9 protein-coding genes are annotated in these 13578 nt (G+C 58.5%); 5 read left to right on the top strand and 4 right to left on the bottom strand.

Annotation, left to right across the window (positions count from 1 at the left end; all coding sequences use genetic code 11):
- Positions 1–47 precede the first annotated feature (47 nt).
- The 3 genes from GDN70_RS32135 to GDN70_RS32125 all read left to right on the top strand — a co-directional run bounded on the left by GDN70_RS32135 (position 48) and on the right by GDN70_RS32125 (position 1926).
- Positions 48–533, top strand: coding sequence for a hypothetical protein (locus GDN70_RS32135; protein ID WP_028140383.1), 486 nt, complete (start codon positions 48–50; stop codon positions 531–533).
- A gap of 102 nt (positions 534–635) precedes the next feature.
- Positions 636–1118 (top strand): transcription elongation factor GreA, encoded by a 483-nt coding sequence (greA, locus tag GDN70_RS32130; protein ID WP_028140382.1) that lies wholly within the window; start codon positions 636–638, stop codon positions 1116–1118.
- A gap of 130 nt (positions 1119–1248) precedes the next feature.
- Positions 1249–1926, top strand: a complete 678-nt coding sequence (locus GDN70_RS32125; protein WP_028140381.1) for a hypothetical protein — start codon at positions 1249–1251, stop codon at positions 1924–1926.
- Positions 1927–4527: 2601 nt separating this feature from the next.
- Here the strand turns inward: GDN70_RS32125 and GDN70_RS32110 are convergent.
- Positions 4528–4833 (bottom strand): hypothetical protein, encoded by a 306-nt coding sequence (locus tag GDN70_RS32110; protein ID WP_028140378.1) that lies wholly within the window; start codon positions 4831–4833, stop codon positions 4528–4530.
- Between the two features lie 358 nt (positions 4834–5191).
- Here GDN70_RS32110 and GDN70_RS32105 point away from each other — a divergent pair, with 358 nt between their 5' ends.
- Together GDN70_RS32105 and GDN70_RS32100 are read left to right on the top strand one after the other, a co-directional pair.
- Positions 5192–8764 carry a GAF domain-containing protein gene (locus tag GDN70_RS32105; protein ID WP_240536468.1) on the top strand — a complete coding sequence of 1191 codons (3573 nt, stop codon included), beginning with the start codon at positions 5192–5194 and terminating at the stop codon, positions 8762–8764.
- Between the two features lie 75 nt (positions 8765–8839).
- A complete protein-coding gene (locus GDN70_RS32100) occupies positions 8840–9676 on the top strand; it encodes a universal stress protein (RefSeq protein ID WP_028140377.1) in 837 nt (278 codons plus the stop codon).
- 1184 nt (positions 9677–10860) lie between these two features.
- Here GDN70_RS32100 and GDN70_RS32095 read toward each other — a convergent pair.
- The 3 genes from GDN70_RS32095 to GDN70_RS32085 all read right to left on the bottom strand — a co-directional run bounded on the left by GDN70_RS32095 (position 10861) and on the right by GDN70_RS32085 (position 13385).
- Complete coding sequence (locus tag GDN70_RS32095) at positions 10861–11526, bottom strand: hypothetical protein (protein WP_038948258.1); 666 nt, start codon at positions 11524–11526, stop codon at positions 10861–10863.
- Positions 11513–12130 carry a C39 family peptidase gene (locus GDN70_RS32090; protein WP_038948259.1) on the bottom strand — a complete coding sequence of 206 codons (618 nt, stop codon included), beginning with the start codon at positions 12128–12130 and terminating at the stop codon, positions 11513–11515. Before GDN70_RS32090 ends, GDN70_RS32095 begins: the two co-directional genes overlap by 14 nt.
- A 91-nt stretch (positions 12131–12221) precedes the next feature.
- Complete coding sequence (locus tag GDN70_RS32085) at positions 12222–13385, bottom strand: hypothetical protein (RefSeq protein ID WP_152103521.1); 1164 nt, start codon at positions 13383–13385, stop codon at positions 12222–12224.
- Positions 13386–13578: the final 193 nt, after the last annotated feature.

The raw sequence follows: 13578 nt of genomic DNA, 5'->3' as shown, positions 1-13578 counted from the left end.
CGGTCTGCGAGCGCAGTGCTAGAGTAGGCCGAAGCCTGGGGGGAGTGATGAGTGACGACGTGAAGGATGCTGGCCTTGTGGCCATGATCAGCAGCATCCTTGGAGGCAACAAGCGCGCAGACAGTGTTGCACCGCCGCCGCTCACCGAGGGGCCGCCGACCGTGCCGTCGAACGGAGCGGACGCGGTCGCGACGCCCGTCCCTGAGGCGACGTCGACCGGGCAGGAGGATGCGGCCAGCGCCGCGCCGGCCACCGTGGAACCGGTCGAGCCGCCTGCGAAAATCGTCACGACGCGGGATGGCAAGCAGCTGTTGCCGGCAGAAGCGATCGCCGATCTCGTGCTCGGCGAGCTGCGCAAGCTGGAGAATTTCCCGGCGACCGGCGCCTCGGTCACGGTCTATGGCTACCGGCACTGGAACGCCATGATTACCTTCGCCCCGTTCTCGACCAATTTCCAGAACGCGACGCGGTTCCGCCAGGCCATGCCGGACCTCGTCTTCAAGCTCCGTCGTTTCGTCGAACTTGAGATATAGTCCAGGGCAATCGTCAGCGGCGCCTCTGCGCGATTTCCCCTCGGTGAATCGCAGCATGATGGTGCGCGCCGTTACCCGAAACAGTTCGACAGGATCTTTGAATTGAGCGTCGCCTTTACCAAGGAAGAAAGCGCCGAAACCGCGTCCGAGACGCTGTTGCCGGATCGCCCGATCTCGCCGCATCCCAACCTCGTGACGGAAGCAGGGCTGCAGGCGTTGCAGACGCAGCTTCAGCAGGCCCGCGAGGCTTATGAGGCCGCGCAGGCCATCGAGGACGTCAACGAAAAGCGCCGGCAGTCGGCGGTGCCGTTGCGCGACGCCCGCTATCTGACCGAACGGCTGCGCACGGCGCAGCTCATTCCCGATCCGACCTCGACCGAAACGGTCGCCTTCGGCAGCACCGTGACCTTCAGCCGCACCGACGGCCGCGTGCAGACCTACCGCATCGTCGGCGAGGACGAAGCCGACCCGAAGGCGGGGACGATCTCGTTCGTCGCGCCGGTCGCGCGGTCGCTGATGGGGAAGGCGGTGGGTGACGTCGTAGGGACGGGCGCGCAAGAGATCGAGATTCTGTCGATTGCGTAGCAGCGTGCAGGGTGAGGCGAGGATTGCAGGAGCAATCCCATTCGCCTAAAGCATGAGTTATGTGTTTCCGTTGTCTTGTCCTGATATCGATGATCCCCGCCGTGTCCGCGAAACAAAGCCCGATGGTTGGATGAGACGGTTTCTGTCGGGAGCATTGCCGTTTTACGCGCTGGCTGCATTGGCCATGTGCATGTATCTCGTCCTGTACAGGGCAAACCTTTTCGATCTGAACGCCATCGTCCAGGGTGCGACCGGTTCGTCGTGGTTTCTGGTGTTCATGTTCGTCTGCGTGCTCCTGGAGTCGGTCTTCCCGTATTTCGGCTATTTTCCCGGAACCGCCCTCATCCTGATGTCCGTGGCGCTCAATCCAAAGTCGGCGGATGCTTCCGTCTTTGTGGTGGCGTGGCTCGCTATCATCCTGGGCGCCGTCTTGAGTTACGGACAGGCTCGTTTCTTCAGGCCGTTCCTGCAGCGGGTGGCCTCGAAGGCGGCCCTGCGCCGATGTGAGTCCCTGTTCGACGCCTATGGCGCTTACGCGCGCATTGCCTTGTTCGTTCATCCCAACGCCTGCGCGATGTATTTCACGGCGCTCGGACTTCTCGGCCGCAGCCTGACGCGAGAGCTCGCCTATCTCTGCGCGGGTGCAGCGGCCGCCGTGGGCATCCTGTTCGTGATCGTGACCAGGTTGGTATCGTCCGTCGGCCCTGCTGATGACGGCGAATTGCAGGTGCTGTTGGCGGCAGCGCTGGCCGCCATGGGGACGCTTGTTGGCCTCTACGCGGCCTGGCGGCCGGAGCGGGTCGCCTGAAGCCTGCTCCGTCTTACACCTCCGGCAGCTCAACGCCCGTCAACTTGTGTGCATGGGGTTGTTTTCGACATTTTGAGGCAGCTCGAAGGACCGCTGGCGGGCGCCGTGATCGCCTGCGATCGACAGCTTCAGGGCGACGGCGCTGATCTAGCCACACCTAAATAATGCGCCTCTACCCGCCAAGCTTAGTGCAATACGCGAGCGGCTTCTGCTAGCCGGACTTTCTCTCTGAGGCCCTCGAGATCCTGTATCGCCTTAAGCAATCTCACCAAATCGGAAGCTATGTGTGCCAGAGTAGGCTTTTGCGGCTTTGAGGTTCGAGATTTCTGTTTCATCGCGAAACGGCTCCCTGCCAGGACCGGTAAAGATAGGCCGGGATTGGCAAGGACCGTGCCAGGGAAGCGCAACCGGCATTTCAGGCCAGAGAGCGCGCAGGAGGCAAGCGAAAGGGTTATCTGGCCGGTGCCGCTTTCCATCCATACGACTGGCGTGCGATCTGGCCAGTGATATCGGTGTCCTTTTCGTCAGAGAGGCGCCACGCCGCCACCCCGAAGCAGACGGTTAAAACCACGGCTGTTGTTAGCAGCAGCATCGATAGAAACTGGCTCACACCTACACCCCCGAATACGGCGCATGCGCCAGCGACCATGGAACGTCGATTCGGAAAATGCAGATGCGTTGACCTATTAGCAGGTATCCCCAAGCTACGCACAATGCGCAATTATCCTTGGTCGCAATTGCTATTCGTTCAAGCCGTTGAGATTGAATCAGGTTCTGATCGACCAGCGAAGTGCCGATCCATGGTTCGGAAAATAGCCGCTCAAGAACGCACGCTCAAACCCGCCCGCGGCCTGGGGGCGAAAGTGCAACTGGGAGCATTTGGTGCTGGCGCGAACCGCGTTGAGATCGTTGCGGACTTCGCATCCCGCGTTGCCGAAAGAGCGGCCGAAACAAACGATGAAGATCCGATCGTTGCTAGCGCTACGAGCACTACCCCGAAAATTAGGCTGCGCATTTAATCCTCCCTCACTCGATCTCAGCATCGGACGCCGTTGTTTCAGCGCCGCTTCGTTTGGCCGCCAAAATGGTTTCGTGCACGCGACCGTGAAGTGTGAATTGCTGTTTTGCTCTGGCCCAAAGGCTCTCTAAGCCGAAGCAGAGCCCAGCCGGCCTCAGCCGCCCAGACTGCTTCAAGAACGCGCGCGGCCACGGCTGCTCTTTGAGGACAATTCGATGAGCATTATTGCCTTCCGCATCAGGAAGGGACAAACCCATCAGGTGGACCGATAGCGCTTACAAGTCCGATGACTATGGGGACGAACCCCGATAGGACAGGTGAGCTGAATGAATGGTCGGAAATGCAGCGGCCCCGGCACCCGTTCGCTGAGGCCGCTTTTATTTGCTCGGTAAGCGGAACGACTTTCCCAATTCCGAGTCGAATCCAAGCTTCCGACAAGTCCCCAAATCAAAAGCCCCCGTCGGGAGCAAACCTTCCCCAAGGTTGGCGATCTCGGCCCCAAACCGAGGTCGCTTGTCATAAATGTGGAAAAAGGCGTCGGTAAGGCCTGTGCGAGCAAACGCAAATCGCGCGCTTCTTGCTTTGAATGCGCCGGTCGCAGTCGCGTGAGAGCGGAATTAAATCAGACCTAATCTCCATGGCAAAGTGCATTTAATTTAGCCATTTAAAGCTGGAGTGTCGCGGCAGAGACTCGGCTGCCGTGCCATGATTGCCGCAGCAGGAAGCTTAAAGGTCCTATCAACCGTTTCCAGTAAGCTTTGGGCTTGACCGGCGCATAATGCGAGTTCCCATTTAAATCTCCAGTTCGAGATGAGTCGGGATTTGCCGTGGGTATTTACTTGCTCTCGCTCGCGGCGTGCGTTGTCGGGGTTCTTCTATTTATGGCATTCCATCGATAGGGCCGACAACGGACGCAACAGTTACATTGAATCCTCAACCCAAGCCGAAATTAATAGTTTTGGCCGGTTGTTTTTGACTGTGCACGGTTGCTCGCGTTCAATTCCAAAGGTGGAGGCGAACGTGTTTTTGAACTGGGTCCTCGTTATCCTTATCGGCGTCAGCGTTGCGGTCCTGATAGCCCACGCGATTGACGCGATGCGTTCCTGAGGTGCCCTCTTGGCGATGTCTCTGATGGACCTTGCCGGTACGGGCGGGGCGCTAGCCCGGCGCGGTGGAATTCGTCGAGGTCGATGAACTCCACGGCTCGCTGTCTTAGTGAAACCCTGGCTACAAAGCCGGCATGCAGCCAAGCCATAGATTGCGTGTGACCGGCTTTGCGCAAATTGTTTCCCCACCAGGCATTGAACTTGTACGCTGACGGCGGCAACGGTCTGCCGAGAATTGCTTCAATTTCCGAGAATGTGAGCCGAATCGTTTGCGGCCCTGTGCGCTGTAGCTCTTCCCGTAATGGATCGTAAACGGACATAACATTCGGCTCGTCACGTTGGCCCGTAGGCGTCCCTGCCATGCTCCAGGTATCTGGTGCAGCTGATTGATCGCTCCGCTTCGCCCCGGCATGAGTTGGCTCGCATCACCAGATTCAATTGCTCCTGGATCAGCGACGATAGCGCAGCGAGTATCGATTAGTGCACTTTTTGCTCAAGGTCTCTCAGTAGCGCGTGCAGAAAGTCGCTGGCATGGTCATATTGAGCGTTGCCGTTCGTGATTTGACGGACGCGCGGGCTCACCAAGCGACCAACAGTTTCAGAGCGGAGCAGCTCAGCTCTGTCCGAACACTGCAGCAGTAAAGCATCGGGTAAATCTTCCGCAGATCCGAATAGCTTCAAGAGACAATGTTCGCCCTCGGCCTTACGGTCGTGATGCGCCTTCGCAGCATATAAAGCAAACAGCCCACGGAAAGCATCGCGGGAAACGGCAGGTTTTCCCATCGCAGCGCCCTGAAAAATTAAATCCATAATAAAGGCAAGTCTGAAGCATTGGTGCGGAAAAAGCTAGCGCAAAATTAAATCAACCCGTATCTCCCATTGAGAGATTAGAGGCGGTCCGAAATCAGCCGCCGCAATAGCCGCACTTGGATCCGGCGATCTGCCACCATGTGGACCAAAGCGGCGCGACTTGTGGAGCTCGCTGCCTCGGTAGATCGAGGAGGCGAATTGACGCGTGGTCGATTGAAAATCAACTAGCGATACGTCTGGTCGGAGGCACCTGATGGTGGAATAATTCCGACGCTTTCTTGATTGGATTTTGACGTCGGCCGCGAACCGGCTGGCGACCTGGATTTTCATCATGGCCGCGCTTCCTCAGGGCGTTGTGGCGGAATTGCAGCACGAGAACGCGCGGCTCCTGGCCGAATTGCGCGCTGCACAAGATCGCGAGACCGCCACCGCGGACATCCTCAAAATCATTGCCAGTTCGCCATCGGAGGTGAAGCCGGTATTCGATGCGATCGCGAGGCGCGCCAATGCCCTGCTCGGCGGCTTTTCGACGACCGTATTCCGCTTCATTGACGGCACTGCCCATTTGGCGGCCTTCACGCCGACGAATTCTGCGGCCGATCGAGCTTTGCAGCAGATGTTTCCGCGGCCGATTGCCGATTTCGAGAGTTTTGAAAGTGCGCGGGCCGGTAAGGTGGTGCCGACCCCCGATACCGAAGCGCTGACAAACGACATCAAATTCATCGCGCGCGCCCGCGGCTTTCGCAGCATGTTGTTCGTTCCGCTCGCGACCGGCGGCGTGGTGATCGGCATGATCAGCGTCACGCGGGTCGCGCCGGGTGCCTTCGCTCCGCATCATGTGCAACTTCTGCAGACTTTCGCCGATCAGGCCGTTATCGCCATTGAGAATGCGCGGCTGTTCGATGAGGTGCAGGCGCGCACTGACGACTTGCGGGAATCGCTGCAGCAGCAGACGGCGACTGCCGATGTGTTGAAGGTCATCAGCCGCTCCGCGTTTGATTTGCAAACGGTGCTCGACACGCTCACGGAATCGGCGGCGTGGCTGTGTGGTGCCGACATGGCGGCAATCGTCCGGCAGGACACCGACGGCGCATACTATCATGCAACTCGGTACAATTTCTCGCCCGAGTGGGCCGAGGTCTCGGCGGGCATTCGACTCAATGCTGGACGCGGCAGCGTCGTTGGGCGTGTCCTGCTGTCCGGCAAGGCTGTCCAGATCCAGGATGTCCTGGTCGATCCCGAATACGCTTATCCCGAGCAGCAGAGGGCCGGCGGCTACCGGACCCTCCTGGGCGTACCTTTGCTTCGATCCGGAGAAACGATCGGCGTGCTGTTCCTGGGCCGCAAGGCCGTGAACTCGTTCACGGACAAGCAGATCGACTTGGTCTCAACTTTCGCCGATCAGGCCGTGATCGCGATTGAGAATGTCCGGCTGTTCGATGAGGTCCAGGCGAAGACGCGCGATCTCGCCGAATCGCTCCAGCAGCAAACCGCGACTGCCGATGTGCTGAAAGTGATCAGCCGCTCGACCTTCGATCTGCAGACCGTGCTCAACACGCTGGTCGATTCGGCGGCACGGCTGTGCGAAGCGGAGATGGCATTCATCATGCGCCGCGAAGGCGATGAATATCAGGCCGGAGCAGCGGTGGGGTTTTCCGAGGAATACATCGAGTTTCTGCAGGGTCACCCGATTACGCCCGGCCGGAGCACGGTAACAGGTCGGGCCGTACTTGAGCGCCGCCCAGTGCAGATCCTCGACGTCGCTGCCGATGCCGAATACGGCCTGCACGAGTCCATCACCATGGCTGGTCAGCGCACGGCGCTCGGTGTTCCCCTCATGCGCGAAAATGAGCCGATCGGCGCGCTCGTAATCGCTCGCAAGCGCGTGCAGCCCTTCACGGAAAAACAGATCGAACTGGTCGCCACATTTGCCGACCAGGCCGTGATCGCCATCGAGAATGTACGGCTGTTCGAACAATTGCAGACCAGAACGCGAGATCTGTCTGAGGCGCTGACGTACCAGACCGGCAGCGCCAATATCTTGCGGGTTATCGCTTCCTCGCCGACCGAGGTCGGTCCGGTGCTCAAGGCGATCGTGGAAAGCGCATGCGGACTTTGCGAGGCATATGATGCACTGGTGGTTCTGAGGGACGGCGACGACATCGTCATCCAGGCCCATCATGGACAAGTTCCCGTGGTGTGGAGCCGGCGGGCGATCAGTGTCAAATCGCCCACCGGCCGGGCGATTATCGACCGTCGCACCGTTCATGTGCACGACCTGCTCGGGCCCGAAGGCGAGGAGTTCCCGACCGGACGCGAATATGCGCTTCGCTCAAACGTTCGGACCGTTCTGAGCGTGCCGCTGTTGCGCGATGACGAGAGCATGGGTGCGATCGTGCTTCGTCGCACGGAGATTCGTCCATTTGGCGAGAAGCAGATCAACCTGCTTCAGACTTTCGCGGATCAAGCTGTCATCGCCATCGGTAACGTGCGTCTGTTCGAACAATTGAATGAATCGTTGGAGCGGCAGACGGCAACGTCGGAGGTGCTGGAAATCATAAGCGCTTCATCGGGCGCATTGACTCCGGTCTTCCACAAGATGCTGGAGAACGCGACGCGAATTTGCGGGGCCGGCTTCGGCACCATGAATCTCTACGAGGATGGCGGCTTTCGCACGGTTGCGTTACACAACGCGCCACAGGCTTATGTTGATACCCGGCTGTACCAGAGCATTCGCCCACATCCGGCGAGCGGGCTAGGCACCGTCGAGAAAACTCATCAGACGGTTCATATCGACGATATCAGGACTCAGCCGCCCTACGTCGAAGGCAACCCGAACGTTCGCGCGCTTGCCGACCTTGCCGGCGCACGGACCCTCGTCATCGTGCCCATGCTGAAGGAAGATGAGCTGATTGGCACCATCACGATCTTTCGCCAGGAAGTTAGATCCTTCACTGACAAGCAGATCGAGCTCGTGTCCAATTTCGCACACCAGGGCGTGATCGCGATCGAGAATGCACGCCTGCTGAACGAGCTGCGCGAGCGCACCATGGAACTGTCCCAATCGCTCGAGGAATTGCGAAATGCGCAGGATCGGTTGATCCAGACCGAGAAGCTTGCCTCGCTCGGGCAACTCACCGCCGGCATTGCGCATGAGATCAAGAATCCGCTCAATTTCGTCAACAATTTTGCTGCGCTTTCCTCCGAACTGATCGAAGAACTCGGCGACGCGCTGCGCTCAGCCGGACTCGGCGAGGCAGCAAGGCTGGACATCGACGTGCTGATACACATGCTACAAGGCAACCTGGAAAAGATCGTGCAGCACGGAACGCGCGCCGATTCCATTGTCAAGAATATGCTTCTGCACTCTCGCGAAGGGTCTGGCGAACGCCGCGCGGCCGATATCAACGCCATCCTCGAGGAAAGCCTCAACCTTGCTTATCACGGAGCGCGCGCCGAGAAAGCAGGCTTCAACATCACGCTCGAAAGGAACCTCGATCCGTCTGCGGGGGCGCTCGATCTGTATCCGCAGGAAATCACGCGGGTGTTCCTCAATCTCGTTTCAAATGGCTTCTACGCGGCGAGCAAACAAAAGGACGCCGCCGGCGACGGCTTCGAGCCAAGGCTGCGCGCGACGACGACAAACCTCGGCGGCGCCGTCGAGATCCGGATTCGCGACAATGGCGCCGGCATCCCGGCCGACGTGAGAGGGAAAATATTCAACCCATTCTTCACAACCAAGCCCGCAGGCGAAGGAACCGGCCTTGGCCTTTCAATCTGCCACGACATCATCGTGAAACAGCACGGCGGCAGCATCGAGGTCGATACCGAGCCCGGCGACTATACGGAGTTCATCATCAGGCTGCCGCGTAGGCTGGCGGCGCACCGGAACGACGCGAAGTGAAATTATCGTAGGCATCAATTCAAGCGAAACTAGGAATCCTGCGTCGAACTTCACTGCAAACACCGGAGGTCGAAAATGAAGACGCTCTTGGTCCCGCTTCAGAATATTCCGATGATGACACCCACGCTCGATGCCGCCGTACGCCTCGCGCATCGTACCGGCGCCTATATCGAAGGCTTTCCGCTCCGGTTCGGCATCCCTCAATATCTGGCCGCGGAGTTGGCCACCGGCATTCTGTTAGATTCGTATGAAGTGAAGAGCGCAGCCGAATTGAACGACATGCGCGTCTTTTTCGAAGCATTCATGCTGAAGCACGATGTTCCTCGATCCGCTGGATTGGGTCGACCATGTTTCGGCTGGCTGGAGACCGCCCCTGAGGGCGAAGATTTTGTCGGAAGCTATGGGCGCGCTTTCGATCTGATCGTGATGGCACGGTCTGACATTGATGCTGCGGGCCCTCACCGTCGCGCGATTGAATCTGCGCTGTTCGAGAGCGGCAGGCCCGTTCTACTTGTGCCGTCGAATGCACCAAGAAGCATCGCAACAAACATCATGATCCATTGGAACGGTAGTACCGAGCAAGCTCGGGCAAACGCATTTGCCATGCCGTTGCTTCGTCTGGCCGAAAAGGTATCTGTCCTAACCGTCGTTGGCGGCCAAGCGGTACCGGGACCGTCTGCCGATCAGATCGTCCAGCAACTGCGGTACAATGACATTGCAGCGCAGGCGAGAACGGTTGAACTGGAGGATCGCGACACCGGAGAGGCAGTCCTCGATGCCGTTAGAGCTGAGGGCTGCGACCTCTTGATCAAGGGAGCCTTCACCCGCGCCCGGTTGCGGCAAATGATATTCGGCGGGGCGACCAGCTATATCATGGAGCATGCGGATCTGCCTGTCCTGATGGCTCATTAGCGCCGCACGATTCTCTTCAGATCATGCAACCCTGCTCCTGTCTTGCCCCGGGTCAAACCAGGATTCGGAAAAGGCGCAGCCCCTTGATCCGACTGAGGCCGGCTACCGTGCATGGGGTTGTTTTCGATGTTCTTGATATGGGCGGTCCCGAACAGCCGTGAGGCCAGGGCGATCGTCCGCAACCGGCAGCGGTCAGGAAAATGAATGGTGGGCGCACAAGGGATCGAACCTTGGACCTCTCCCGTGTGAAGGCCAGACCTGCGATTGATGCAATTTGCAAATTTCGTGACCAACGCGATCTCCCCGTCTTTTCCCCACCCCAGAGGGGATTGGAGCTATGGGCCCGCTAACCCGCACAGCGCCGGCTCATCGGAGATTCTGCGGATTGCCCCTATGGCTGCAGGCAACGCCGCCCGTCCCCGAGAGCTTGCCGGCCGAGGGCCTGGTTAGTTTGTAAGCACGGACGCAGTGGCTGCGGCGATCAATCGCTTTAACGGGGCCGGCGAGGCGCTGGGCGCCCCGCGCTGGGCCGATCCCAACCTCAGCAGGGACGCCGTGCCGCACGGCTTCCGGGCGACATTCAAGGACTGGTGCACCGAACAGGCCGGCTCCCCCAACCATCTCCGACATGGCCTAGCCCCACACGATAGCCGACAAGGTCGAGCCGGCCTACCGCCTCGGCAACATGCGGGAGAAGGGCGGGGTCGATGGCGGATGGTCAGACTATTGCGCAAGCCGCCGGCCCCACCAGAGTGGGAATGCATGCCTCTAAGGGCTAATGCACCGCGCCCGCTCGAAGTCTAGACGTGCCTGAATCGGCGCCGTCGGGATATAGTGGGCGCCGGAACGTCCCCGGGGAGGCTGGAATTGGTAATTCAAGTAAGGGGTTCCCTAAATACCGAAACTCGGCACGGTAAAACAGATCAAGAACTATTTCGATCGATCCGAGCTCGCAGAGGGCTGAATGCAGGAACTGGGAGAGTAAGCATCCCCAAGCTGATCATCGGCGCGGTGGTCCTTCATCCAGCTATAATTGTCATGGTTTGACCTTTGCAAGCCGTCGGACGGGTATTGATGATCGGGCGGTGGTCAGAGAGATTTTACAACAGGATGATTATGATCAAGGTTGAGCGGAAAGACCTGCTGCCTGGCGATACCGTGATCCATGTAGACAGTGATGGTGATCAGTTTGGTAGGTTCGGATCAATTCGTCTCGCAAATGGCTGCAAGCGCCTCAGTACCGTTGATGCGGACTCCCACTTTCCAGGCTCAAGGCCAAATTCAGGACGTGACGTCAAGGACGTCAGGACGAGGCCGTCATTTGCTTGAAGGGCCACAAACGTAGTGCGCAAAGCGGGCACGCGTACCTGCGCAAAATGGTTGGTACCGCCAGGTGCTTGCGCGGTCGAGTTCGCTTTTATATCGCTGCGGGCACGTGCCTCGTTTGGCGTTCCGAACGCTGCAGCGACCCATTCCCCTTTTATCTCTGCGATAGTGACGGAGGATTTGGTCTTTCCATCGACGGTGATCGAATAAACAAACTGGCCCGTCGGACGCAGCAGCTTCATCGGATCGCCGCCGTCCCACTCCCGCAGAGGATCAAGCCCGATCATGTAGTCGGCAACGGGGTCTCCGATCGAAGCGTGGGAGGCGTCACCGGGAGCGTCAAGACCAAGTGTCTTGAACTGCGTCGGAGCGTTCGAGATCGAGCGGAAAGTGTCGAGGGATTGGGCCGCAGCGGACGTGGCCGCGGCAGGCGCTGCAGTTTGCAGTTTGGCGTCCTGTGATATGGCTGGCGCCGCGGCAAGGACGAGGATGCTCGACAGAGCTACCGTGTTAGCGAATGTCATAGAAGTCGTCCCAATGAGTGTGATCACCTGGAAGCTGGTCGTAGACCTCGTAGAGGATTGTCCGAGTCGCTCCGATATTCGGTTCCCATGGATCGTTGACATGGACGTAGTTCTTTCCATCGGGTGTCGTGGTGTAGCCCGTTGCGACCATCATATGGCCACCATTCCCGATCCAGCGCCAACTGAATGCGAAAGGCGTGAAGCTGCAAGGCTCGCCCACCTTCTTGGCGGCAAGCTGACTGCGCAGCTGATTCCAAGTCAACGGAGTGCCGTTTGTACGCTTGAATTGAAATCCGTATCTCTCGAACTCCGGCCAACCGCCCGAAACACATTCGTCGGGTGTCGGGGAATTGCAGCAGTCGCTGCGGTGCAGACGATAGTTCGCCTGAATGCATTGCTCGACCGACTTTCCTAGATACTCCATGACCATCTGACCGCTTGCCGCCCAGCACCACATACCCGTCTTTTGTGGGCGTAAGGTGACCTGAAGTTCCATCGTGCTAGGCGGATCGCAAGACGGCACCGCTGTGGGTGCCGCTTGGGCAAACGCTCCGCTCGAAGCCGCCGCAGCCAATCCAACGATCAACAATGCGCGGACTAGCATCTTCACTCTCCTCAAATGTCGCTCGATCCAAATTCGTAGAAGAAACAATTCGGGTTGGGCTTACGGTTTGAGCTGCTGCCCTGTCTTAACTTCAGAAAGGTAGAAGGCCGGCGGGGCGGTTAGGGCGCACTGGTATCCGCTCTCGCAGCTCGCGTTCATCGTCCGTATTCCTGCGCTTCCCTTGTTCTACTCCGCCGGGCCCAGGTGCCAAGTTGGCGCCTTGCGTCAAGGTTACCGCAATTGTGCGCTGTGGCTGGCGGCCATATTGGGGTGCAAATTCGTCAGCGTAAGTGATGCAATAGACAACGGGATCAGTGAGACGCAGCTGCTTAAATGTGTTCTCTCTTGTGCGGGCATCCTGGACGCAAAGGTTATAGCGCGCTCGCCAAGGTGCAGGCCGCAAGAATGGCGCGTTTAGGTCTCCATCAAAACGAACAACATTTTTGATTCCCCCCTCTGACGGCGGATCCAAACGGGGAAACACAAGGCTAAGCGTCAGTTTGTGAATGTCCAGTCGCGACGCGCTGATGCCGGCAGTCGCCGCCACAGGCCGGAACTGATTAGGCACTGGGTCCAGTCTTACCGCGGCGCCAGCGCCTCCACCGGCGTCTGTCGTAAAGGTCAGTGTGTCGACAAAGCTGTCCTTAGCACCCCCTTGCTGTTCGATATCGATGAAAGTCTCGACAACGCGTCCCACTCCGATCGCCCCTGTTAACGGATAGATGAAGTTTGCTGGATTTTCTGGCTGTTCAAAAACCCCCAGACACCGTTCGCGATTGGTGAGCAGTTCGTCCCAAGTGTCCTCGGAGGTGAAAACACGGTGACCTTGGCGCGTCAGATCGAGCGACGCGGAAGCCCCGGCGTCCAGCACATTTGACGTCATCCAGGGAAGATTAAATGCTGCACTGGCGCCAGAGATGTTCCGCTCTTTGATATCGAAGTCGAACGCGTAAACCACCGCGACTTTTGCTATCTTTCGGAGCAACACCTTCTGCTTTGGGCTCAAGCTTGTTAGGGGTTTCTTCGACTCTCCGTTCGCTGCGGCAATCTGTGCTGCAATCCGTTCGGGGGTAGCTGGAAGATCGATGAGTTCTTTGGAAAGCATGTAGTTGATGACTGCGGACCTCATCTCGCAACGAGCATAGCGAACGATGTCCTCAGTCTTTGAATAGCCGACGTCGTCGGGTATGGGATAAAATGAACAACCTCCAAGCCCCGCCGTCAAGATACAGACAGCCCAATTCACCGCGCGCATCGTTGCCCCCGTCCAACTTAAAAGACTTCGCAAACTAAAAATTCTTACTGACGAAATTTCTCGAGCCCACCGACAAAGCGAGCAGGTGCCACCCCATACATCCCTAGCGTGTCTAAGTGGTTCTGGCTGGTCAAGTAGAAAATCGTTCGGGAATAACCTTTTCCGTCGGTCCATGTCACTGGCTCAAACTACG

The organism is Bradyrhizobium sp. TM102 (genome assembly GCF_009176685.1).
Taxonomy (GTDB): domain Bacteria; phylum Pseudomonadota; class Alphaproteobacteria; order Rhizobiales; family Xanthobacteraceae; genus Bradyrhizobium; species Bradyrhizobium ottawaense.
This window is presented reverse-complemented; position numbering and strand designations above follow the sequence as displayed.